Source organism: Streptomyces sp. NPDC055140 (genome assembly GCF_053607285.1).
The window spans coordinates 77,491-100,223 of record NZ_JBSGTG010000029.1 but is presented as its reverse complement, the minus strand read 5'-3'; the positions used below and the strand labels follow the sequence as shown (position 1 = coordinate 100,223).

At 71.0% G+C, this 22,733-nt stretch carries 22 protein-coding genes and 1 pseudogene; 10 read left to right on the top strand and 13 right to left on the bottom strand.

The window, feature by feature from the left end; genetic code table 11:
- Window positions 1–21: 21 nt before the first annotated feature.
- A complete protein-coding gene (locus ACWFR4_RS38265) occupies window positions 22–1,326 on the bottom strand; it encodes an extracellular solute-binding protein (protein ID WP_453656366.1) in 1,305 nt (434 codons plus the stop codon).
- Window positions 1,327–1,539: 213 nt separating this feature from the next.
- Here ACWFR4_RS38265 and ACWFR4_RS38260 point away from each other — a divergent pair, with 213 nt between their 5' ends.
- Window positions 1,540–1,755 (top strand): dodecin, encoded by a 216-nt coding sequence (locus ACWFR4_RS38260; RefSeq protein ID WP_266556220.1) that lies wholly within the window; start codon window positions 1,540–1,542, stop codon window positions 1,753–1,755.
- A gap of 52 nt (window positions 1,756–1,807) precedes the next feature.
- Here the strand turns inward: ACWFR4_RS38260 and ACWFR4_RS38255 are convergent, their stop codons facing one another.
- Window positions 1,808–2,296 (bottom strand): phosphatase domain-containing protein, encoded by a 489-nt coding sequence (locus ACWFR4_RS38255; protein ID WP_453656365.1) that lies wholly within the window; start codon window positions 2,294–2,296, stop codon window positions 1,808–1,810.
- A gap of 93 nt (window positions 2,297–2,389) precedes the next feature.
- On the opposite strand from ACWFR4_RS38255, the gene ACWFR4_RS38250 reads away from it, so the two are divergent.
- Both ACWFR4_RS38250 and ACWFR4_RS38245 read left to right on the top strand, forming a co-directional pair.
- Complete coding sequence (locus ACWFR4_RS38250; protein WP_453656364.1) at window positions 2,390–3,388, top strand: LLM class flavin-dependent oxidoreductase; 999 nt, start codon at window positions 2,390–2,392, stop codon at window positions 3,386–3,388.
- Window positions 3,389–3,458: 70 nt separating this feature from the next.
- Window positions 3,459–5,843 carry an ATP-binding cassette domain-containing protein gene (locus tag ACWFR4_RS38245; protein ID WP_453656363.1) on the top strand — a complete coding sequence of 795 codons (2,385 nt, stop codon included), beginning with the start codon at window positions 3,459–3,461 and terminating at the stop codon, window positions 5,841–5,843.
- Between the two features lie 76 nt (window positions 5,844–5,919).
- Here ACWFR4_RS38245 and ACWFR4_RS38240 read toward each other — a convergent pair whose 3' ends face one another.
- The 5 genes from ACWFR4_RS38240 to ACWFR4_RS38220 form a co-directional block, all read right to left on the bottom strand.
- Window positions 5,920–6,714, bottom strand: coding sequence for a lysophospholipid acyltransferase family protein (locus ACWFR4_RS38240; protein ID WP_453656362.1), 795 nt, complete (start codon window positions 6,712–6,714; stop codon window positions 5,920–5,922).
- A complete protein-coding gene (locus ACWFR4_RS38235) occupies window positions 6,711–7,484 on the bottom strand; it encodes a GNAT family N-acetyltransferase (RefSeq protein ID WP_453466133.1) in 774 nt (257 codons plus the stop codon). Before ACWFR4_RS38235 ends, ACWFR4_RS38240 begins: the two co-directional genes overlap by 4 nt.
- Window positions 7,485–7,685: 201 nt before the next feature.
- The gene (locus ACWFR4_RS38230) at window positions 7,686–8,432 is read right to left on the bottom strand and encodes a succinate dehydrogenase/fumarate reductase iron-sulfur subunit (protein WP_116506030.1); all 747 of its coding nucleotides are present in this window, start codon (window positions 8,430–8,432) and stop codon (window positions 7,686–7,688) included.
- The gene (locus ACWFR4_RS38225) at window positions 8,429–10,378 is read right to left on the bottom strand and encodes a fumarate reductase/succinate dehydrogenase flavoprotein subunit (RefSeq protein WP_453466131.1); all 1,950 of its coding nucleotides are present in this window, start codon (window positions 10,376–10,378) and stop codon (window positions 8,429–8,431) included. The genes ACWFR4_RS38230 and ACWFR4_RS38225 overlap by 4 nt, the downstream gene beginning before the upstream one ends.
- A 3-nt stretch (window positions 10,379–10,381) precedes the next feature.
- Window positions 10,382–11,053, bottom strand: a complete 672-nt coding sequence (locus ACWFR4_RS38220) for a succinate dehydrogenase (protein ID WP_453656375.1) — start codon at window positions 11,051–11,053, stop codon at window positions 10,382–10,384.
- A gap of 131 nt (window positions 11,054–11,184) precedes the next feature.
- Between ACWFR4_RS38220 and ACWFR4_RS38215 the strand changes: the two genes are divergently transcribed.
- Complete coding sequence (locus ACWFR4_RS38215) at window positions 11,185–12,066, top strand: LysR family transcriptional regulator (protein WP_453466130.1); 882 nt, start codon at window positions 11,185–11,187, stop codon at window positions 12,064–12,066.
- Window positions 12,067–12,181: 115 nt separating this feature from the next.
- Here the strand turns inward: ACWFR4_RS38215 and ACWFR4_RS38210 are convergent, their stop codons facing one another.
- From ACWFR4_RS38210 to ACWFR4_RS38195, 4 genes are all read right to left on the bottom strand, one after another.
- Entirely contained in the window at window positions 12,182–12,907 is a 726-nt protein-coding gene (locus tag ACWFR4_RS38210) for a VOC family protein (protein WP_453656361.1), read from the bottom strand.
- A 7-nt stretch (window positions 12,908–12,914) separates the two neighbouring features.
- Window positions 12,915–15,059 carry a putative bifunctional diguanylate cyclase/phosphodiesterase gene (locus tag ACWFR4_RS38205; RefSeq protein WP_453656360.1) on the bottom strand — a complete coding sequence of 715 codons (2,145 nt, stop codon included), beginning with the start codon at window positions 15,057–15,059 and terminating at the stop codon, window positions 12,915–12,917.
- Entirely contained in the window at window positions 15,056–15,868 is an 813-nt protein-coding gene (locus tag ACWFR4_RS38200) for an SAM-dependent methyltransferase (RefSeq protein ID WP_453656359.1), read from the bottom strand. Before ACWFR4_RS38200 ends, ACWFR4_RS38205 begins: the two co-directional genes overlap by 4 nt.
- 255 nt (window positions 15,869–16,123) lie before the next feature.
- Window positions 16,124–17,068, bottom strand: a complete 945-nt coding sequence (locus ACWFR4_RS38195) for an SCO0930 family lipoprotein (RefSeq protein WP_453656358.1) — start codon at window positions 17,066–17,068, stop codon at window positions 16,124–16,126.
- A 260-nt stretch (window positions 17,069–17,328) separates the two neighbouring features.
- Between ACWFR4_RS38195 and ACWFR4_RS38190 the strand changes: the two genes are divergently transcribed.
- Both ACWFR4_RS38190 and ACWFR4_RS38185 read left to right on the top strand, forming a co-directional pair.
- Complete coding sequence (locus ACWFR4_RS38190; RefSeq protein WP_453466120.1) at window positions 17,329–17,838, top strand: hypothetical protein; 510 nt, start codon at window positions 17,329–17,331, stop codon at window positions 17,836–17,838.
- A gap of 16 nt (window positions 17,839–17,854) precedes the next feature.
- A complete protein-coding gene (locus ACWFR4_RS38185) occupies window positions 17,855–18,619 on the top strand; it encodes a bestrophin-like domain (protein WP_453466118.1) in 765 nt (254 codons plus the stop codon).
- Between the two features lie 27 nt (window positions 18,620–18,646).
- On the opposite strand, the gene ACWFR4_RS38180 is transcribed toward ACWFR4_RS38185, so the two are convergent.
- On the bottom strand, window positions 18,647–18,859 hold the full coding sequence (locus ACWFR4_RS38180; protein ID WP_453656357.1) for a DNA-binding protein: 213 nt from the start codon (window positions 18,857–18,859) through the stop codon (window positions 18,647–18,649).
- 65 nt (window positions 18,860–18,924) lie between these two features.
- Here ACWFR4_RS38180 and ACWFR4_RS38175 point away from each other — a divergent pair, with 65 nt between their 5' ends.
- Together ACWFR4_RS38175 and ACWFR4_RS38170 are read left to right on the top strand one after the other, a co-directional pair.
- Window positions 18,925–19,179 carry a hypothetical protein gene (locus ACWFR4_RS38175; RefSeq protein WP_453469849.1) on the top strand — a complete coding sequence of 85 codons (255 nt, stop codon included), beginning with the start codon at window positions 18,925–18,927 and terminating at the stop codon, window positions 19,177–19,179.
- Window positions 19,180–19,377: 198 nt separating this feature from the next.
- Window positions 19,378–20,040 (top strand): class F sortase, encoded by a 663-nt coding sequence (locus tag ACWFR4_RS38170; RefSeq protein WP_453469850.1) that lies wholly within the window; start codon window positions 19,378–19,380, stop codon window positions 20,038–20,040.
- Between the two features lie 21 nt (window positions 20,041–20,061).
- Here the strand turns inward: ACWFR4_RS38170 and ACWFR4_RS38165 are convergent.
- A pseudogene (locus tag ACWFR4_RS38165) lies at window positions 20,062–20,367 on the bottom strand (polysaccharide deacetylase family protein); the annotation flags it as partial.
- A 336-nt stretch (window positions 20,368–20,703) separates the two neighbouring features.
- Between ACWFR4_RS38165 and ACWFR4_RS38160 the strand changes: the two are divergent.
- Both ACWFR4_RS38160 and ACWFR4_RS38155 read left to right on the top strand, forming a co-directional pair.
- Window positions 20,704–21,165, top strand: a complete 462-nt coding sequence (locus ACWFR4_RS38160; RefSeq protein WP_453469480.1) for a universal stress protein — start codon at window positions 20,704–20,706, stop codon at window positions 21,163–21,165.
- 119 nt (window positions 21,166–21,284) lie between these two features.
- Window positions 21,285–22,724 carry an amino acid permease gene (locus ACWFR4_RS38155; RefSeq protein ID WP_453469481.1) on the top strand — a complete coding sequence of 480 codons (1,440 nt, stop codon included), beginning with the start codon at window positions 21,285–21,287 and terminating at the stop codon, window positions 22,722–22,724.
- Window positions 22,725–22,733: the final 9 nt, after the last annotated feature.

Genomic DNA, 22,733 nt, shown 5'->3' with positions numbered 1-22,733 from the left:
GGGCGCCGGGCGGCGGTCGGGTCACGGCCCGCTGGCGTCCAGCTCCTTCGTGATCCGGCGGGAAGCCGCCCGGGCCACCTCGGCCGGGGCGGCCCCGGCGAGCACCTTCGACATGTACGCCTTGATCGGGTTGTCGGCCTCGACCCTCGCCCACAGCGGGGACACGGGCGTGGCCCGGCCGCGTGCGGCGCCCGCCGCCATCGCGGCCACGCCCGGCTCGTCGGCGACGGCGTCGCTCAGCGTCGTCTTGTTGGGCACGTAGTTCATGGTCCTGGCGAGGTCCTTCTGCCACTTCTCGCCGGCCAGGGCCTTGACGACCGCGACGGCTCCATCGCGGTCGTCGGTGTTCTCGGGCACGACCAGGTCGGAGCCGCCGGTGAAGACGGACCCCGGCTTGGCCGCCGTCTTGCCCGGGATCGGGAAGTAGCCCAGCTTTCCCTTGAGTTCGGGGTTCTGCTGCTCGACGGCCTGGGCGACGCCCGGCACGGCGACGATCTGACCGACGTCACCCTTGGCGAACTCGCCCGACTGCGGCGGGTGTTCCTCGTCGGCGTCCTTGGGGCCCCGGCCGAACTCCTGGAGCTGCCGGTAGAACTCCATGCCGCGCAGCGCCGCCGGTGACTGGAGGCTGCCCTCCCAGATGCCGCCGTCCTCCGTGGCGAGGTCGCCGCCCTCGTCCCAGATGAACCCGGCGAGCGTGTACCAGTCCTGGCCGGCGAGGTAGATGCCCTGGTCACCGTGGGTGTTGAGGCGCCGCGTGACGTCGAGCCACTCGGCGCGGGTGCGAGGTGGCCGCTTGATGCCCGCCTTCGCGAACAGGTCCTTGTTGTAGATCACCACCCGGTTGGCCGCGTACCAGGGGATGCCGTACTGGCGTGAGTGGAACATGCCGGGCTCGGCGAGTCCGGGCAGCCAGTCCTCCATGCCGAAGTCGCGCGCGGACTCCAGACTGAGGTCGAGCAGTCCGCCCTCGTCGACGTACTGGGGGACCTGCGTGTTGCCGACCTCGATGACGTCGGGGGCCGGTCCGTCCGCCGCGTCCTTGCTCGCCGGGTCGCCCTCCGCCTGGCCCAGGGCCGCGCTCACCTTCTCGCCGATGCCGGTCCACTCCTGGATACGGATGTCCAGGCGCAGGCCGGGGTTCTTGTCCTCGAAGCTCTTCGTGAACCGCTTCAGGAACGCGTCCGACGCGCTGTCCTTCATCAGCCAGACGGTCACCGTGCGCTGTTCGTCGCCCCCGCCCGGCAGATAGGCGCAGCCCGTGAGCAGCGAGGCGGACACGAGGGCGAGGGGGATGAGGGACGCGGCGGTGCGGCGGTACTTCACGTGGGTCACTTTCTGCCTGCGGACAGGGAGGGGCGGCCCGACGTGGGGGATGAGCGTGACGCTCGCACGGGTGTGGCTGGATTTTGGTATGGACCAATCGAACGGTCAAGGGGGTGACGGCAGGTAAGTCGAACATCTGCCCTCTCGCTCGCGGTCCGCGGTGACCTGAGGCACCGTGGAGAGACGTCCACCGCACGGGCCGAGGAGGCCTTCATGTCCGATCACACGTACCGGGTCACAGAGATCGTCGGCACCTCCCACGAGGGAGTCGACCAGGCCATCCGCAACGGCATCACCCGCGCCTCGCAGACGCTGCGCGGCCTGGACTGGTTCGAGGTGTGCCAGGTACGCGGCCACATCGAGAACGGGCAGATCGAGCACTACCAGGTCGGTCTGAAGGTCGGCTTCCGGCTGGAGGACGAAGCCTGAGCGTGCGCCGGGTCCGCTCGGGTCCGGCCCTGAACCCGCTTGCCGGGTCCGCTCAGGTCCGGCCCTCGCGCTCCTGGGCGTCCGTGAGCGCCTCGGACCTGCTCGCCCACCGGGCGCGTACGACGGTGAAGCCCGCCCGTTCGGCCTCGTCGCACACGAGCTCGTCGTCGTCGACCAGCATGCGGACCTCGCGGCCGCGGGAGAGCGTGCGCAGCGTCTCCAGTTTGGTGCGGCGCGCGGGCCTGCGGTCGTCGTTGCGGCGCATCCAGACGCGCCCTTCGGGCAGGCCCTGTTCGGCGAGCCAGGCCACGGTGTCGGCGCGGCACCGCTCCGGCCTGCCCGTGAGGTAGACGACCTCGCACTCGCGGGCGCTCTCCAGCGCCAGCTCGACGCCGCGCGCGAGCGGCGGATCGTCGGGCGCGGCCGCGAAGAAGGCCGACCAGTCGCGCGGGGTACGCTCCAGGAAGCGCTGGCGGTGGGCCGTGTCGGCGAGGGTGTTGTCGAGGTCGAAGACTGCGAGAGGTCGTGTGTCCTGGGCCATGGGCCCTAGCCTAAGGACGGCCCGGACGAGGGCCCGGACGAGGGGTGCGGGAATCCTCACGGCGCCACGACGTTGAACCAGGACGTGAGCACCATGATCGAAACGACCCGCTTCTCCGTCCTGGACCGGTCCCGCACCCGCGAGGGCCACACCGGCCCGGACGCGCTGCGCGACACCGTCGCGCTCGCCCAGGACCTGGAGCGCCTGGGCTACCACCGGGTCTGGGTCTCCGAGCACCACGGCGTGCCCGGCGTCGCGGGCTCCGCGCCCACCGTGCTCGCGGCGGCGGTCGCCGCGGCAACGCGCACCATCCGCGTCGGCACCGGCGGCGTGATGCTTCCCAACCACCAACCCCTCGTCGTGGCCGAGCAGTTCGGGGTGCTGGAGTCGCTGTTCCCGGGCCGTATCGACATGGGCCTGGGCCGTTCCGTCGGGTTCACGGACGGTGTCCGAAGGGCGCTGGGCCGGGACAAGGACGACGCCGGTGACTTCGCGGGCCGACTCGACGAACTCCTCGCGTTCTTCACCGGCACGTCGGCCACGCGCGTCCACGCCCGCCCGGCGGAGGGCCTTACGGTGCCGCCGTTCGTGCTCGCGATGGGCGAGGGCGCCTCGATCGCCGCCCGCGCGGGCCTGCCCATGGTGATCGGCGACTTCCGCAGCCGCGAGAAGATGCTGCGCGGCATCGACCGCTACCGCGCCGAGTTCCGCCCCTCGGCCTGGGCCGATGAGCCGTACGTGGTGGTCTCCGGGACCGTCGCCGTGGCCGGCAGCGAGCCGGAGGCCCGCAGGCTGCTCGTGCCCGAGGCCTGGTCGATGGCGTACTCGCGCACCCACGGCACGTTCCCGCCGCTGCCGCCCGCCGAGCGCGTCGCGACCCTGGAGATGACCGCCAAGGAGCGCGAACTGTACGAGTCCGGGCTGCAGGGCCACATCGCGGGCACGGAGCACCAGGTCGCCAACGAACTGAAGACCGTGATCAAGGACAGTGGAGCGCAGGAAGTGCTGGTCACGACCAGTACGTACGACCGCGAGGGGCTGCTGGAGTCGTACCGGAGGCTGGCCCGGGTCGCGCACCTGACCGCGGCCTAGAATCGTGGGGTTTGCCCCGGCCGCTGCCCGGCCCGGGCCCCGACCGCCGTACGACCTGGAGCCGCATCGCATGCCCCCCGTGTCCGACACCGCCCCGCCCGACCCCCGCCACGACGGCTTCGTGCGGGTGCGCGGGGCCCGCGAGCACAATCTGCGCGGGGTCGACGTGGACATCCCCCGCGACGTCCTCGCGGTGTTCACGGGGGTGTCCGGCTCGGGGAAGTCGTCGCTGGCCTTCGGCACGATCTACGCGGAGGCTCAGCGCCGCTACTTCGAGTCGGTCGCCCCGTACGCGCGCCGCCTCATCCACCAGGTCGGCGCCCCCAAGGTCGCGGGGATCACGGGCCTGCCGCCCGCGGTGTCGCTCCAGCAGAGCCGTTCGGCGCCGACGTCACGGTCATCGGTCGGCACGGTGACCACGCTGTCGAACTCGCTGAGGATGCTGTTCTCGCGCGCGGGCACCTATCCGGAGGGCGCCGAGCGGCTCGACTCGGACGCGTTCTCGCCGAACACGGCGGCGGGCGCCTGCCCGGAGTGCCACGGCCTGGGCCGAGTGCACCGCACCACCGAGGAACTCCTCGTCCCCGACCCGTCGCTGTCGATCCGCGAGGGCGCGATCGCCGCCTGGCCGGGCGCCTGGCAGGGCAAGAACCTGCGCGACATCCTCGACGCGCTCGGTCACGAAGTGAACCTCCCCTGGCGGGAGTTGGCGCAGGCGGACCGCGACTGGATCCTGTTCACGGACGAGCAGCCGGTCGTCACGGTGCACCCGGTGCGGGACGCGGATCGTATCCAACGCCCGTACCAGGGCACGTACATGAGCGCGAACCACTATGTGCTGAAGACGTTCTCCGACTCGAAGAGCCAGACACTGCGCGCGAAGGCGGAGAAGTTCCTGGACAGTGCGCCGTGCCCCGCGTGCGGGGGTGCGCGGCTGCGGGCGGAGGCGCTGGCGGTGACGTTCGAGGGCCGCACGATCGCCGAGCTGGCCCGGCTGCCGCTGGCGGAGCTGGCCGGGATCCTCGCCCGGGGCGAGGACGCCTCCGAGACGGCCCGGGTCCTCACGGACGATCTGCGGGCGCGGATCGCGACGGTCACGGAGCTCGGCCTCGGCTATCTCGGCCTCGACCGGCCGACCCCCACACTCTCGACGGGAGAACTGCAACGCCTGCGTCTGGCAACACAGTTGAGGTCCGGACTGTTCGGCGTCGTCTACGTGCTCGACGAGCCGTCGGCGGGACTGCATCCGGCGGACACGGAATCACTGCTGACCGTCCTTGACCGGCTGAAGTCGGCGGGGAACTCGGTGTTCGTGGTCGAGCACCACCTGGACGTGATGCGCCGCGCGGACTGGCTGGTCGACGTGGGTCCGCAGGCCGGGGAGCACGGCGGGCAGGTGCTGCACAGCGGCCCGGTCGACGCCCTGCGCGGCGTCGCGGACTCGGCAACAGCCCGCTTCCTGTTCGACGACTCCCCCGCGCCCGAGCGCCAAGTCCGCCCACTCCAGGGCTGGTTGAAGATCGGACCGGTGACCCGGCACAATCTGCGGGACGTGAGCGCGGAGTTCCCGCTGAGCGCGTTCACGGCTGTCACGGGCGTCTCCGGGTCCGGCAAGTCGACGCTGATCGGCGAGATCTCGGAGGAGCTCGACGGGGTCAGGCGGCTCGTGGTTGTGGACCAGAGGCCGATCGGGCGCACGCCGCGCTCCAACCTGGCAACATACACAGGCCTGTTCGACGTCGTACGTAAGGTCTTCGCGGGCACCGAGGAGGCGCGGGCGCGCGGATACGGGGTGGGCCGGTTCTCGTTCAACGTGGCGGGCGGACGCTGCGAGACGTGCCAGGGCGAAGGCTTCGTCAGCGTCGAACTCCTCTTCCTGCCGAGCACGTACACACCGTGCCCGGACTGCGCGGGCGCGCGCTACAACCCCGAGACACTCCAAGTGACGTACCGGGGACGGAACATCGCGGAGGTGCTCGACCTCACCGTGGAGGCCGCGGCCGGGTTCTTCACGGCGGCGGACGACGACGCGGCGCGGCCCGTACTGCGCAGCCTGCGCACGCTGTTGGACGTGGGGCTCGGCTACCTCCGGCTCGGCCAGCCGGCCACCGAGCTCTCCGGCGGCGAGGCCCAACGCATCAAGCTGGCCAGCGAGTTGCAGCGGGTGCGGCGCGGCCACACCCTCTATCTCCTCGACGAGCCGACGACCGGCCTGCACCCGGCCGACGTGGAGGTGCTGCTGCGGCAGCTGCACGGCCTGGTCGACGCGGGCCACACGGTCGTGGTCGTCGAGCACGACATGGCAGTGGTGGCCGGCGCCGACTGGGTCGTCGACATGGGTCCCGGGGGCGGCGACGAGGGCGGGCAGGTCGTCGTCGCGGGCCGGCCGCGCTCCGTGGCCGACGCGCCCGACAGCCGCACGGCCCCCTATCTGGCGCGGCTACTGAGCGGCTGACCGGAGCCTGCCCTTGGCCGGCTTCCCGGTCGGCGTGCGCGGCAGGGTGGTCACGAACTCCACCGCGCACGCCTCGTCACGGGTGTCCCGCCGCACGTTCCCCGGTCAGCTGCGCCGCCCCGGCGAGCGAACGCCGGTCCGGATGGCTGTCGGCCGGGATCAGTGCCCCGACCTCCACCTCGGCCACGATCCGGCGGGTGGACGCCACCCGCCACACGCCCGCGGCCAAGGTGTCGTCGCCGACGAACGCGGGTGCCGTGCTGACCGTGCCGTCCGGGAGGAGGTAGCGCAGCCGCACCGGCTGCACCGGCGCACCCGCGTCGAGTGCCGCCTGGAAGGCAGCCCTTCGGAAGGTGCCCTGGGCTCGGCCGCACCAGGTGCTGCCTTCGGGGAAGACACCCACCGCGCCCCCGGCCCGGAGCACGGCCGCCAGCTGGGCCACTGTCCCCGGCAGTGCCCGCAACCGGTCGCGGTCGATGAAGATCGCCCCGCTTCCGGCCACCAGTGCGCCCGCCACCGGCCACCGCCGGATCTCCTTCTTTGCCAGCATCCGGGCGGGCCGGACGGCGGCGAGGAGCGGGATGTCCATCCAGGAGATGTGATTGGCCACCAGCAGCACGCCGCCGGACTGCGGGGCACTGCCGCTCAGGCGCAGTCGCACCCCTGTGGCGCGCACCATCACCCGGCAGTAGAGCCGCACCCAGGCGGCGGGCAACCGCCGCCCCACCGGCAGGAGGACGACGCCCACCAGCAGCAGCGCCACCACCGCCGTGATCCGCAGCACCGCCCTGGGCAACGCCAGTGCCGTGCTCCCACCCCGTACGCAGGCCCCGATGGAACAAGGCGCCGTCGGCTGCCAGACGCTCGTCACGCGGGGACCAGGGAGAGGAAGTGGTTGAGGTAGCGGGGGTTCATCCGGCTCATCGACAGCAGCACGTACAGATCGGCCACACCGAAGTCGGGGTCGTGCGCCGGCCGGCCGCACACCCACGCGCCGAGCCGCACATAGCCGCGCAGCAGGGGCGGCAGGTCGGTGCGGCCCGCGGGGCGCGGGACGCCGTCGGCGATCCACTCCCGGTGCGGGTGGACCCGATACTGCTCCGGCGCGAGATGCCTGGCCGCCACCCGGTCCCAGGTGGCGGCCGCGACGGCGCCGCCGTCGGCGAGCGGGATCGAGCAGCAGCCCGCCAGCCAGTCGTGGCCGCGATCGGTCATGTAGCGGGCGATGCCGGCCCAGATCAGCCCGATGACGGCGCCGTCGCGGTGGTCAGGATGCACGCAGGAGCGGCCGACCTCGACGAGTCCCGACCGGATCGGGTCGAGCGACGTGAGGTCGAACTCGCCCTCGGAGTAGAGCCGCCCGGCCGTCGCGGCGCGCTCGGGCGGCAGCATCCGGTAGGTACCGACGACCTGGCCGCTGTACTCCTCGCGGACGAGAAGGTGGTCGCAATGGGCGTCGAACGCGTCGATGTCGAGGCCCGGTCGGGGCGTACGGAGCAGGGCACCGAGCTCCCCGGCGAAGACGTCGTGGCGCAGTCGCTGAGCGGCCTGGACGTCCTCCTCGTCGCGGGCGAGACCGACGGTGTAGCGGGTGGGTGTGGCGGGACGGGCGGGGCTGGGGACGGTGATGGCGCCGGGCATGGCTCACTCCTGGTCACGGGCCTGACGGCTGGTGACTCAGTTCTTCCGACGCCGGTTGGCGTGTACGTGTCGAGCGTGCCTTGTCCGCGTGTGCGGATGCTGAATCCCCGGGGCGGGCCGGACGGCCAGACGGGACCGGGGGTTGAGCACCACTCCCGGTCCCGCCCACCCCGCGCTTCTCGCGGGACGCCATCGCGTGGATCAGCGGCTGACCTTGCGGGTCGCCCGCAGCCACTCCTTGTTCATGGCGGCGATCGACGGCAGCGGGATCCCCTTCGGGCACGCCGTCGCGCACTCGCCGGTCAGCGTGCAGCCGCCGAAGCCCTCGGCGTCCATCTGCCCGACCATGTCCAGGACGCGGGTCTCGCGCTCGGGCGCGCCCTGCGGCAGGACGTTGAGGTGGTTGACCTTCGCCGAGGTGAACAGCATCGCCGAGCCGTTCGGGCAGGCCGCCACGCACGCGCCGCAGCCGATGCACTCGGCGTGCTCGAACGCGAAGTCCGCGTCGGGCTTGGGCACGGGCGTCGCGTGCGCCTCGGGCGCGGCCCCGGTCGGCGCGCTGATGTAGCCGCCGGCCTGGATGATCCGGTCGAAGGCGGTGCGGTCGACGACCAGGTCCTTCACCACGGGGAAGGCGGAGGCGCGCCACGGCTCGATGTCGATGGTGTCGCCGTCCTGGAAGGACCGCATGTGGAGCTGGCAGGTCGTGGTGCGCTCGGGGCCGTGCGCGTCGCCGTTGATGACGAGCGAGCAGGCCCCGCAGATGCCCTCACGGCAGTCGTGGTCGAACGCGACGGGGTCGTCGCCCTTGAGGATGAGCTCCTCGTTGAGCGTGTCGAGCATCTCCAGGAACGACATGTCCTGCGAGATTCCGTCCACGTCGTACGTGGACATGGCGCCTTCGGCGTCGGCGTTCTTCTGGCGCCAGACGCGCAGGGTGAGCTTCATGCGTAGCTCCGCTGAGTGGGGTGGACGTACTCGAAGACGAGGTCTTCCTTGTGCAGGACGGGGGCGTCGCCGGTGGCGGTGAACTCCCAGGCGGCCGCGTAGGAGAACTCCTCGTCACGGCGGGCGGCCTCGCCGTCCGGGGTCTGGGACTCCTCGCGGAAGTGGCCGCCGCAGGACTCGGCGCGGTGCAGGGCGTCGAGGCACATGAGCTCGGCGAGCTCCAGGTAGTCGACGATGCGGTTGGCCTTCTCCAGCGACTGGTTGAACTCCTCGCCGGTGCCCGGCACCTTGATGCGGCGCCAGAACTCCTCGCGGATCTGCGGGATCCGGTCGAGGGCCTTGCGCAGGCCTTCCTCCGTACGGGCCATGCCGCAGAACTCCCACATGAGTTCGCCGAGTTCACGGTGGAAGGAGTCGGGGGTGCGGTCGCCGTCGACGGCGAGGAGGAGGTTGATCCGGTCCTCGGTCTCGGCCAGCACCTCCTGGACGACGGGGTGTTCGGCGCCGACCTCGACATGGTGCGGGTTGCGCGCGAGATAGTCGTTGATGGTCGACGGAAGCACGAAGTAGCCGTCGGCCAGACCCTGCATGAGGGCGCTCGCGCCCAGGCGGTTGGCACCGTGGTCGGAGAAGTTGGCCTCGCCGACCGCGAACAGGCCCGGGATCGTGGTCTGGAGGTCGTAGTCGACCCACAGGCCACCCATCGTGTAGTGCACGGCGGGGTAGATCCGCATGGGCACCTCGTACGGGTTCTCCGCGGTGATCCGCGCGTACATGTCGAAGAGGTTGCCGTACTTCTCCTCGACAGCCTTCTTGCCCATGCGGCTGATCGCGTCGGCGAAGTCCAGGTACACGCCCTGGCCGCCGGGACCCACTCCCCGGCCCTCGTCGCACACGTTCTTCGCGGCGCGCGAGGCGATGTCACGGGGCACGAGGTTGCCGAAGGACGGGTAGATGCGCTCCAGGTAGTAGTCGCGCTCGTCCTCGGGGATCTTGTTCGGCGGGCGGTCGTCGCCCTTGGCCTTCGGGACCCAGATCCGGCCGTCGTTGCGCAGCGACTCGCTCATCAGCGTCAGCTTCGACTGGTGGTCGCCGGTGCGCGGGATGCAGGTGGGGTGGATCTGGGTGAAGCACGGGTTGGCGAAGTAGGCGCCGCGCCGGTGCGCCCGCCACACGGCGGTCGCGTTGGAGTTCATGGCGTTCGTCGACAGGTAGAAGACGTTGCCGTAGCCGCCGGACGCGAGGACGACGGCGTCGGCGAAGTACGTGTCGATCTTCCCGGTGATCAGGTCGCGGGCGACGATGCCGCGCGCCTTGCCGTCGACGACGATCACGTCGAGCATCTCGGTGCGCGCGTGCATCTCGATGTTCCCGGCGGCGATCTGCCGGGACAGCGCCTGGTACGCGCCGAGGAGGAGCTGCTGGCCCGTCTGGCCGCGGGCGTAGAACGTACGGGAGACCTGGACGCCGCCGAAGGAGCGGGTGTCGAGCAGGCCGCCGTACTCGCGGGCGAACGGGACGCCCTGCGCGACGCACTGGTCGATGATCTCGACGGAGATCTGCGCGAGGCGGTGGACGTTCGACTCGCGGGCGCGGAAGTCGCCGCCCTTGACCGTGTCGTAGAACAGGCGGTGGACGGAGTCGCCGTCGTTGCGGTAGTTCTTCGCCGCGTTGATGCCGCCCTGAGCGGCGATCGAGTGGGCGCGGCGCGGGGAGTCCTGGTAGCAGAACTGGACGACGTGGTAGCCCTGTTCGGCGAGCGTGGCGCCTGCGGAGCCGCCGGCCAGGCCGGTGCCGACGACGATCACGGTGTGCTTGCGGCGGTTGGCCGGGTTGACCAGCTTCGCCTCGAAGCGGCGGGTGTCCCAGCGCTCGTTGACGGGGCCCTCGGGTGCCTTGGTGTCGACGACCGGCTCACCGGTCGCGTACTCCGCGTAGGAATTCATGGGTCAGCTCACCACTCCGGTCATGACGCCCACGGGTACGGCGATGAAGCCGGCCGTGAGCAGCAGCGCGAGAACATTGGCGATGGTCTTCAGGACGCGGTCGCGGGTCGCGCTGCCCACGCCGAGGGTCTGCGCCGCGCTCCAGAAGCCGTGCTGGACGTGCAGGCCGAGTGCGAGCATCGCGACGATGTAGACGACGTTGCCGTACCAGGTGGAGAAGGTGTCGATCACGTTCTGGTACGGGTGGCCCGGCTGGAAGCCGCCCGGGTGCACGGTGCCGGTCGTCAGGTCGAGGATGTGCCACACGATGAACAGCGCGAGGATGATGCCGCCCCAGCGCATGGTGCGCGTGGCGTAGCTCGAACGGGCCTTCTTGTGCACGTACTTGGCCGGGCGGGCCTTGATGTCGCGGCGGCTCAGCTGGTACGCGGACGTGGCGTGCGCGACGACGGCGACGACGAGCACGACGCGGACGAGCCACAGCGTCCACTCGTAGTGCATGAACGGCTCACCGACGGTGCGCAGCCAGTGGGCGTAGTGGTTGAACTCGCCCGACCCGAAGAAGATCTTCAGGTTGCCGATCATGTGGACGACCAAGTAGAGCAGCATGATCAGGCCGCTCACGGCCATCACTGTCTTCTTGCCGACGGACGAGTCCCAGAGCGTACGCGTCATGGACGGCCGTCGGTCCGTCCGTGTTGCCAGAGCCATGTCACGCACGCTAGAGCCGAAAGGCCCGATCGGTCCAAGACATGGTCCGGCTCATTTCCATAGGCGCAGACTATCGAGCGATTACTGTGGGGGTCATGCAGTTCCAGCAGCTCCAGTACTTTGTCGCGGTCGCCGAGACCCGGCACTTCACCCGGGCCGCCGAAGTGGTCCATGTCGCCCAGCCGTCGCTGTCCCAGCAGATCCGCACCCTGGAACGGGAGCTGGGCGCGGATCTCTTCCTGCGCGCCCGCGGGAACATCACGCTCACCGACGCGGGCGAGGCGCTCCTTCCGCTGGCCCGCCGCATCCTCGCCGACGCGGACACGGCCCGGCAGGAGGTGCACGAGCTGGCGCAGCTCAAGAGCGGCCGGGTGCGGCTCGGCGCCACGCCCTCACTGTGCACCGGCCTGCTGCCCGATGTGCTGCGCACCTTCCACGACCGGTATCCCGGCATCCGCCTGATGATCGAGGAGGGCGGCTCCCACGACCTCGTACGCGAACTCGCTCGCGGCGCGCTGGATCTGGCGCTCGTGGTGCTTCCGCTGCCCGCGCCGGCGCCCGCGCTGACGACCGTGGAGCTGCTGCGGGAGGATCTGGTGGTCGTGTCGTCGCCGGACGCGCCGCGGCCCGGGCGGGGGCGGTCCGTGCGCATTTCCGATCTTGAGGGTGAGCGGCTTGTGATGTTCCGGCACGGCTATGACCTGCGGGAACTGACCGTTTCCGCGTGCCGTGCGGAGGGGTTCGAGCCGGATTTCGCGGTGGAGGGCGGGGAGATGGATGCGGTGCTGGGGTTCGTGCGGGCAGGGCTCGGGGTGGCCGTCGTGCCGCATATGGTCGCGACGCGGGCGGGGGCCGATCTGCGAGTGACTCCGCTGGCCCGTCCCGGGCTGCACCGGACCATTGCGCTGGCCCATCGCAGCGATGTGGCTCCGCCGCGGGCCGCGCGGGAGCTTCAGCGGATGTTGCTGGAGCGGTGACACGATTTTGGCGGGTGGTTGTGTGCGGGTCGTCTTGGGGGTTTGCGCAGTTCCCGCGCCCCTGATGGTTTGCGCGGCTCCCCGCGCCCCCGGTCGTGGGGTTGAGGGCTGTTGGTTACTCGGGGGGTCCGGACGTCAGGCAGTACGTCGTTGCCGATGGGTCCTGCAGGACCAGCCAGTGCGCGCCCCTTGACCGGAGCGTCGCGCCCAGCGATTCGTGCCAGGTGCGCGTTGCCTCTATGTCCGTGCAGGCCAGGTCCAGGTGGGCGCCGGTGGGGCGGGCGTCCGTGAGGCGTTGCAGCAGGATTCGTACCGGGAGTTCCGCCGGGGGGCGGATCGTGTGGAATTCCGGGAGCGTGCCCGGCGCCGAGGTCCATCCGGTGAAGCTCGTCCAGAAGTCGATCTCCGCCTCGTACACCGCCGGGGCCAGGTCGACGCAGACCTGGTCCAGGCGGCTCGTCGACCCGTCGGGGGCCGTGACGGGGGCGGGGCGCCGGTGCTCACCGGACCACGGGACCAGGCAGAACGGCTGGCCGCCGGGTGAGCGCAGGACCTCCAGGCCGTCCTCCGTGTGGACGGGCGTCGCGCCGAGGCGGCGTGCCAGGCCCGCCGTCCGGGCGAGGTCGTCCACCGCGAAGTCCAGGTGTGCGCCTCCGGTGCCGGTGACCGCCTGCGCCTTCAGGTACGGATCGGCGGGGCCGTCCGCCACCAGCGTCACGAACTCGTCGTGGTCACCGCGGGGCGCGGACAGCCGCGTCCCCGTGACCCTCGTCCAGAAGTCGCAGGCCGCCTCGAAGTGCGCCTCCGGCCGGTCGATGAAGGCGTACGCCCAGTGGATCACCGGGCCCTCACCCCGTCGCGTCGCACAGGGCGAGCTCGTGCAGGCGGTCCGGCGGGCCGGGGCGGGCGTAGTACCAGCCCTGCGCGGTGTCGCAGCCCAGGTCGCGCAGCTGCTCGGCCTGCGCGCCCGTCTCCACGCCCTCCACGGTGACCGAGAGGTCGAGGCTGTGCGCGAGCGCGACGATGCCCTCGACGATCTTCAGGTCGACGGGGTCGGCGGGGAACCGCTGCATGCCCTGCGTGAAGGAGCGGTCCAGCTTGAGGACGCTCACCGGGAGCCGGCGCAGGTTCGCGAGGTTCGAGTAGCCCGTACCGAAGTCGTCGAGCGCGATGTCCACGCCCATCTCGGCGAGGCGCCGCAGCGGCTTGAGGAGATCGTCGTCGGCGCCGATCAGGGCGGACTCGGTGACTTCGAGGCAGAGCGCGCCGGGTTCGAGTCCGAAGCGCTGCAGGATGTCGACGGTGTCGGAGACGAGGCCCGGGTGGGTGAGCTGCATCGGGGACAGGTTCACGTTGATGCGCAGAGGCCCGGCGTCCTCGTAACGCTCCTGCCAGACCCGGGCCTGGCGCACGGACTCCTCCAGGACCCAGCGCCCGAGCGGCACGATGAGTCCGGTGTCCTCGGCGAGCGGGATGAACTGGTCGGGCCCGAGCACACCGTGCTGCGGATGCAGCCACCGCACGAGCGCCTCGGCGCCCCGCACGCTGCCGTCGCCGAGGTGCACGAGCGGCTGGTACTCGATGAAGAACTCGGCGCGCTCCAAAGCCGTGGGCAGCGCGGTCGTGAGGCCGTGGCGGGTGATGGCACGCGCGTCGGCCTCGGGGTCGGCGAGCTCGTAGCGGTTGCCGCCCGCCGACTTGGCCCGGTACATGGTGATGTCGGCGCTGCGCAGCACCTCCGCGGGGCTGCGCTCCCCCGCCGCGGGACCCTCCACGATGCCGATGGAGCCGCGCACGGTCAGCTCGCGCCCGTCGATGCGGATGGGGGCGGCCAGCGCGTGCATGATGCGTCCGGCGAGGTCGTCGACCTCGGCCGCGGTGTCACGGCCGGTGGTCAGCGCGACGAACTCGTCGCCGCCGAGCCTCGCCACCATCTCGCCGGGCGCGGTGGCGCAGCCCTGGAGCCGGTCGGCGACCTCGACGAGGAGCCGGTCGCCCGCCGCGTGGCCGAGGCTGTCGTTGATGGTCTTGAAGCCGTCGAGGTCCAGGTAGCACAGGCCGAAGCGCATGCCGTCGCCGGCCGCGAGCGCCTTCTCCAGACGCTCGAAGAACAGCGTCCTGTTGGGAAGCCCGGTGAGCGCGTCGTGGGTGGCCTCGTAGCGCAGCCGCAGGTTCAGGAGGCGGCGCTCGGTGGTGTCCTCCACGAGTGCCAGCTGGTACTGCGGCACTCCGTCGGCGTCCCGCAGGAGGGAGACGGTCAGGTTCGTCCACAGGGCGGTGCCGTCGGGGCGGTAGAACGCCTTCTCCACGCGGTAGTGCTCTCGCTCGCCGCGCACCAGCTCCTCGTACAGGCGCCACACGTGCGGGGCGTCGTCGGGGTGGGTCCACTCGACGACGTTGCGGCCGCGCACCAGGTTCTCGGCGCCGCCGAACATGCGCACCAGCGCGTCGTTGGCCTCCAGGACCGTGCCCTCGAGGTCGGCTATGCCGATGCCGATGGCCGCGCCGTGGAACACCGCGCGGAACCGGGCCTCGCTCGCGTGCAGGGCCTCGGCGACCGCGCTGCGCGCGCTCAGAGCCGCCCGGGAGATGGCCTCCTGCTCGACGAGGGTCCGCTCGCGCAGGGCCTGGGCGAAGCCGGCCGCGACGGCGTGCTGAAGCCGTGCGCAGCGCGCCCGCAGCTCGTCCTCGCGCCGGTCCTCGTCGGCACGGCAGTACAGGACGAGGTAGGCGTCGACGACGTCGAGGGTGCGGGTGAGCGCCTCGGGGTCGGTGCAGTGCACGCCGATCAGGGCCGCGCCGACGGCCTGGGCCGCGGGCGCGTCCAGGGTCCTCTCGCCGAGCGCGTCCCGCAACCGCCGCGCGAGCGGCATGAGTTCCTTCTCGAACTCGACCCGGGTCAGGGAGGTCGCCGTCACCGGGAAGATCGCCCGGCTCCAGATGGTGGCGAACCTGCGCAATCTGTCCTCGGGCCCGTCCGGTTCGCCGCTCACGCCTTGCGCCCCACGCCGGCGCAGCCCGAGAAGGCGTATGGATCCTCGTCCGCGGGCGCGCTCTCCGGCCGCCAGTCGGGCATCTGCACGAGTCCGGGTTCCACCATCTCGTATCCCTCGAAGAACCGCGCGATCTCCTCGCGCGAGCGCATGATCAGCGGGTTGCGGATGTTCTTGTACACGTCGACCGTGCCCGCGGCGCGCGCGGCGGGCACGGGGATGCCCTCGTACGCGGCGTGCGTGACGATCAGGAGGCTGCCGGGCGCGAGGGCGTCCCGCAGTTCGGCGACGGCGCCCTGCGGGTCGTCGGCGTCCTCGACGAAGTGCAGGACGGCGACGAGGAGCAGGGCGACCGGCTTGGCCAGGTCGAGGAGTTCACCGACCTCGGGTGCCGCGAGGATCTCCCGGGGCTTGCGCAGGTCGGCGGTCACGACGGCCGCGCTGTCGTTGCCGTCGAGGACGGCCCGGCTGTGCGCGACGGCGACCGGGTCGTGGTCGACGTACACGACGCGCGCTTCGGGGTCGGCCGCCTGGGCCACTTCGTGCACGGTGCCGAAGGTGGGGATTCCGGATCCGATGTCCAGGAACTGGGTGACGCCCTGCTGCACCGCGTAACGCACCGCCCGGCGCATGAAGGCACGATTCGCCTGCATGATCTTCGGGAGCCCCGGCATGAACTCCATCGCCTTGCGGGCCGCCTCGCGGTCCACCTCGAAGTTGTGCGAACCGCCCAGGTAGTAGTCGTAGATCCGGGACACGCTGGGCACCGAGATGTCGATGCCCTGAGGGGCCCAGGCGGGACGCTCCATCAATGTCTCCAAGGCGTAGGCGAGCCGGTGTTCGAGCTGAGGCTACTGATCGCCCGCCAATGGAGCGAGTCAAAACGGAAATTGACCGTCCGTTCTCGGTCACTGCCTCCGGCAAGTGCCGAATGGCAATGACCCGAAATCACCCCGAAACCCTCTCTGTTGCAACGGAAAAGAACCGGCCTGTTCCCTCCGCGTGATCACGGAAGGAACAGACCGGCGATTAGCCAAATCCGTCGCAGACTCTACGCCGTGCCTCTACTTCGGCGCGCCCACGGGCTTTCCCTCGGGCGAAGCGGCGTACCAAGTGCCGCCCACACCCTGCCCATTGGTGTCGCCGGGCTTCTTGTCGCCGGAGTAGGTGTAGACCGGCCAGCAGTTGATCGTCTGCTGCTTGCCGCCGTCGGGGCGGTTGTACGTCATGAAGCCCTTCTTGAGGATGCCCTTGGTGTCGTTCTTAGCGACGGGTGCGACGGCCGGCCAGTTCTCCGCGCAGGTGTCGACACAGTTCGATTTGATGGGCCAGGCCGAGTCCTTGAGGAACCGGTAGACGGTCATGCCGTTCTTGTCGACGACGATCTCGCCGAGCTTCGGGTCCTTGCGCGTGGACAGGCCGGCGAGGTCGGCGGGCTGCGCGGCGGCGGGGCTCGCCTTCTTGCCGTCCGGCCCGGCGGCGTACCAGACGCCTCCGACGCCCTGCCCCTTCGCGTCGCCCGGCTTGGTGTCCATCGCGTACCGGTACATGGGCCAGCCGTCGATCGTCAGCTGCTTGGTGCCGTCGGCCGCGGTGACCTCCCCGAGCAGCGACTGGTCGACGCCGGGCGCGGCCTTGGCGCCGTCCGCGGGCACCACGGGCCAGGCCTTGAGGCAGGCGTCGTCACAGTTCGACTTGGGCGGCTGCGCGGTGTCCTTGTCGAAGCGGTACATCGTGAAGCCCGCGCTGTCCGTGAGGACCTCGCCCAGCTTCTTGCTGTCCCAGGTCGCGAGCTGGCCGGCCGGCTTCGCCTTGGCCGCCCCCGCGTCCCCGTAACCGTCCCCGCTGCCGTACGCGTCCCCGTTGCCGTAACCGCCCTGCGCCGGGGCGGCGTTGCCCACGGGCTGGCCGCCCTGCGACTGGTAGCCCTGGTCCTGACCGCACGCCGTCGTCAGCGCCAGCAGGGCCGCAGCGGTCGCTACGAGTGAGGCGTTCCGCCAGGTGTTCATTGCCAACTCCCGCTGTTTGCTTGGGTGTTGTGCGTTCCCGGAAGGGGCCGCACATGGCCCTAGGTACGCGCGGCGACGGCGGATGTGTTCAACGGGGCCGGAAATTTCTTTTGGGCGACGGTGCGCGGGACGCATCCGGGGCGGGCCAGCGTGCGCTCCGGTGGCCGCAGGCAAACCTGGCGCCCCCCATCTCCCCACCTTCGGACCAATCCTCGGCGGCCGGGGCGTGGCGGCGCCTCCCGCCGCCCATGATCTCCGTTGTGTACGGATCCAGAGGGGCCAGGTCGACCCTGGTCACACGGGTGGTGGCGGTGCTCGCGCTGGCCTGGCTGATGGGCTCGCCCGCGGCCGGCACCACGGCGGCCGCACTGACCCCGGCCGACAACTGCGCGTACGCCTCGATCGGCAAGGGCGGCGACGCGACAGCCCGCGCCGGGGACGGCGTCGTCTGCCGGGCGGGCCCCGTCAAGCCACCGCCGCGCAAGCCCGCGCCGCCACCGGCCCCCAAGCCACCGCCCCCACCCACACCGCCGCCGCCTCCCCCACCACCACCTCCGCCGCCGCCTCCCCCGCCACCCGTGAAGGCACCGCCGCCACCCGCTCCGAAGCCGACGGTGCGCCCCAAGCCCTCACCGGCTCCGGTGAGTTACCCCGAATACCGCCCAGCGCCCCGCAAGGCGCCGCCGAGCGGCGGGCCGTCCCTGGTCTCGCTCACCCTGCTCATCACCGCGCCCGCGGTGCTCGCCGTAGCCGCCCTGCGCCCGCGCTGACCGCCCGGAGGTCCCGATGTCGGAATGGCTTGTTCTCACCCTCGCGATGGTGGCCGCCTGCGCGGTCGTGCTCGCCGTGACCGTCCTTCAGCAGCGCAGGATCGGTGACGACGACGACCCCAACGAGACCCCGGACGTCATCGAGTACATGACGATGATGATCGGCGTGGTGTACGCGATCGTCCTGGGCCTCGCCATCGCGGGTGTCTGGGAGGGCCGCAGCGCCGCCCAGGACCACGTACGCAACGAGGCGCAGGCCCTGCACGAGGTCCATGAACGCGTCCGCGTCTACCCGACGGAGGTCAGGACCCGCATCCGCGCGGATGTCGACACCTATGTCAGCCATGTCGTCACGACCGAGTGGCGAACGATGAAGAACCAGGGCCATCTCACCGCCGAGGGCACCCGGCTCCTCGACAAGGTGCGCCACGACGTCACCGACTACCAGCCGAAGACCGACTTCGAGGCGCAGGCCTACCAGCCGCTGCTCGACCAGATCACCGCCGCGGACGACGCCCGCAACGCGCGCGCGGACTCCACCGGTGCCACGATGCCGGGCGTCGTGTGGTTCGGCCTCATCGCGGGAGGGCTCGTCACGATCGGCATGGTCTTCGCGCTCCAGATCCGCCGGACGGCACGCGAACTGATCCTCGCCGGGCTCTTCTCGGCGCTGATCGCATTCCTGCTCTTCCTGGTCTGGGACCTCGACGCGCCCTACAGCCGCGGGGTCGCGGCCACTGTGGAACCGTTCCTCATGCTGTTTCCGCACGCCGGGGGATGAGACCGGCGGGCCGCGCTCACCTCCCGGTCAGCGCGGCCCGCCCAGCGCCAGCCCCTGCTCGGCCAGCGCCTCACCGAGGACCCGCAGCGCCTTGGGCCCCATCCCGTGCAGCGCCTTCAGCTCGTTCACGGGCACGTCCGCGAGCTGGGCGAGTTCCGAGTATCCGGCCCCGTTCAGCGCGCGCAGCGCCGGAGCGCCGATCCCGCGCGGGAAACCGGTGGATGCCGTGCCGTCCGTCATCACTGCCTGCCTCTCCCCGCGGGGCGCGGGCTGCGCCCGGCGCCCCGGCGACGCACTCTGGTGCCATGACTGCCTGGCACACCCCTATCGTCGTACACCCTCCCGCACCCGAGGGCGGGCGGCACGTCACCGTTCGGGGGCGGGCCGTCGGGCTCGCGCACAGCGATCAGGACCTGATCCGGCTGCTGCGCTCGGCGGGGCTCGGCGAGTCCGACATGACGCTCGACGATCCCCATCTGGTCGAGTGGCGCGGCGCGGGCCCGCACGTATGGCACACGATGGGACCCGACGAGCCGTCACCGCACCGCCCTGTCGCCTGACCGGCGCACACCGTTGTGGCGCCGGTGGTGGTGGAGCCGCGGACCGAGCGCTTCTGGCGACACGGACCCGTATAGCGCACTGCCCTCCTGGCCGCCACCCGTTCGCTCCTGCGCTGTCGCCCGCCGCGTGCGCCGCGCTTAGCGTTTCCGTAAGCGCAACTGTCGCGGTCTCGCCGCCGCGTCGAGAGGGGTGAACGAATGTCTTCGTCCCAGCCGGCCGACGAGGAGGGTCAGCAGAGCAAGCGCGCGCCGTGGGGCGTGATCGCGCTGGTTCTGCTCACCGGACTCGCGCTGATCCGCAATGGATCGGGGGAATCCGGCATCGGTCCCCCGCAGCCCGCTTCGGCGGCGGCAGCGGATCTCCGCGCCGCGTCCAGTCCCGGCGCGACGGCGCCGAAGCCGTTGCCGTTCTCCGTGGCGGAACGGGTGCAGATCCCGACGATCCAGGTGGATGCCCCGGTCATGCCCGTAGGGGTCGATGCGGACGGCTGGGTGGAAGCCCCGCCGCCCGAGGACCCGAATCTCGCGGGCTGGTTCACCGGTGGCGTGACTCCGGGCGAGAAGGGCACCGCTGTCATCGTCGGCCATGTCGACAACCAGCAGGGGCCCGCGGTCTTCTACGGCCTCGGCTCGCTCAAAAAGGGAAACCGCGTCCAGGTCGTGCGCAAGGACCGGAAGACCGCCGTGTTCGAGATCTACGGCATCGAGGTCTTCGAGAAGGCGAATTTCCCGGGGAACCGCGTCTACGGCAGTAAGGGAGCGCCCGAGCTGAGGGTGATCACGTGCGGCGGCGGATTCTCCAAGCAGAACGGCTACGACGGGAATGTCGTCGTCTTCGCCCGCCTGGTCGAGGTGCGTTGATCCGGCGGGCGAAAGCCCGGTTCAGACTCCCCGGCGCCTGGGCACCGTGATGCGGTAGCCCGAGTCGAGGAGTTCCGGCAGATAGGTGCGCAGGGCGGCAACACTCTGGGAGCGGTTGCCACCCGCGTCATGACTGAGGACCACCACGCCGGGGGCCGCCCCGTCCCGGACCGCCCGGACGATGGAGCGGGTGCCCGGCTCCGCCCAGTCGTTGGTGTCGACGGTCCACGCGAAGGGTTCCATGTCGAGCTCGGCGCCGATGCGGAACGCGTTGCGGTTCCAGGCGCCGTACGGCGCGCGGAACCAGGCGGGCAACTCGCTGGAGGCGGTACGTGGACGGCCGCATCGCCTTCGCGGCCTGCGGTCCCGCGGCAGGAGCCCTGGGGGCGGCCGGGCGGCCGGGGGCGCCGGCGCGGCCGGTGCAGCCGGCGACGGCGCCGAGGCCGAGGAGCGCTGCGCCGCGGAACAGTGCCCGCCGCCCTGGATTGTTCTGATCCGATTTCTTGACTTATGCGTTGCACGGCGCCCGTCGCGGGTCGCATTCCAGCGCCGCGCCCCTTGGCGAAAGCACCCGATGGGACCAGCAGCTCCGGCGGCGCGCCCAGACAGGAAGTACCGCCCCCAACAGCTGTGGGACCTGCGGTTTCCGCTAGCCTCACCGCTGTGAATGCACAGCAGCCACACCAGTTCGAACGCGGCACGGACGGCCCCAAGGTGATCGTGGTCGGGGTGGACGGCTCCGACTCCTCGCTGCGCGCCGCGTCCTACGCCGGAGGCCTCGCGCGACGCCAGCGCGCTCTCCTGGCCGTCGTCTACATCCAGCCGATCATGGCCACCGGCGCCGCACTAGGCGTCCCCGTGGCCGACACCACGGACGAGATCGCCGAGGGCCTGATCGCCGAGATCAGGGAGGCGGCGGAGCGGGTCAAGGGCATATTCGAGGTGCGCTGGGAGTTCCACACCTTCCGCGGCGACCCCTACAACGGCCTGGTCACCGCCGCCGACGAGCTCAAGGCGGACGCCGTGGTCGTCGGCGCGTCCGAGCAGGCGGGACACCGCATCGTCGGGTCGGTCGCGATCCGGCTGGTGAAAGCCGGGCGCTGGCCCGTCACCGTGGTCCCGTAACCACCTCAAACTCACGCGAACCCTCACGCCCCATGGGGCGTGCCGTCTTCCGTCGCCGTCGCGGCTGGGCCATCATGATCGCCCGTCAGCCGACCGCCGTCCGCGAAGAGGTGGAACCCATGGCCGGTCTCAGAGGACTTCGGATGGGGCAGGGCGTACTGCGCCGCAAACCCATCGAACACATCGAGGAGCCGGAGGGCGGCGGGGAGCAGCAGCTCACCCGCTCCCTCGGTCTGTGGCAGCTCACCGCGATCGGCGTCGGGGGCATCATCGGCGCCGGCATCTTCACCCTCGCGGGCACGGTCGCCAACGGCACGGCGGGGCCCGCGGTCCTGATCTCGTTCCTCGTCGCGGGCGTCGCGAGCGCGTGCGCCGCGCTGTCGTACGCGGAGTTCGCCGGCCTCATCCCGAAGGCCGGGTCCGCCTACACGTACGGGTACGCGGTCCTCGGCGAGCTGGTCGGCTGGTTCATCGGCTGGGACCTGCTCCTGGAGTACACAGCGATCGTCGCGGTCGTCGCCATCGGCATCTCGGGCTACTTCAGCTTCCTGCTCGGCGAGATGGGGCTCGACCTGCCGCACTGGATGCTGGGCGCGCCGGGCACGGGCGACGGCCACAAGGTCGACCTGTTCGCCGCGCTGCTGTGCCTGCTCATCGCGTACCTCCTGACGCTCGGCATCAAGAACGCGGCGCGCTTCGAGACCGTCGTGGTGGTCCTGAAGGTCCTGGTGGTGCTGCTGGTCATCGGCGTGGGCTTCTTCCACATCGACACGGGCAACTACACGCCGTTCTTCCCGTTCGGCGTCAGTGGGGCGTTCACGGGCGCGGCCACCGTCTTCTTCGCGGTCTTCGGGTACGACGCCATGTCGACCGCCGCCGAGGAGTCCAAGGACGCGCAGCACCACATGCCGAAGGCGATCCTCTACTCGCTCGCGATCTCGATGGTCCTGTACGTGCTGGCGTGCCTGGTCCTGACCGGCATGCAGAACTACAAGGACATCGACCCGGAGAGCGGCTTCTCGACGGCGTTCAAGTCGGTGGGCCTGAGCGGTCTCGCGAATGTCATCGCGGTGGGCGCGATCATCGGCATCCTCACGGTGATGTTCACCTTCATGCTGGGTGTCACCCGTGTGTGGTTCTCGATGAGCCGCGACGGGCTGCTGCCCAAGTGGTTCGCGAAGACCCACCCGACCCGGCACGTGCCGACGCGCGTGACGTGGATCGTCGGGTGCGCGTCGGCCGTCATCGCCGGGTTCCTGCCGATCGGGGAGGCGGCCGAGCTGACCAACATCGGCATCCTGCTGGCGTTCGTCGTGGTGTGCATCGCGGTGATCGTGCTGCGCTACAGGCAGCCCGACCTGCCCCGCACGTTCCGTACACCCGCCATGCCGGTGGTGCCCGCGCTCGGGGTCGTCTTCTCGATCTGGCTCATCACCTTCCTGCAGTGGCAGACCTGGGTGCGGTTCGCCGTGTGGTTCGCCGTCGGGCTCGTCATCTACTTCAGCTACTCGTACAAGAGGTCGGAGCTGGCGAAGACGGACCCGCTGACGAAGTCCTGACCGCCACCC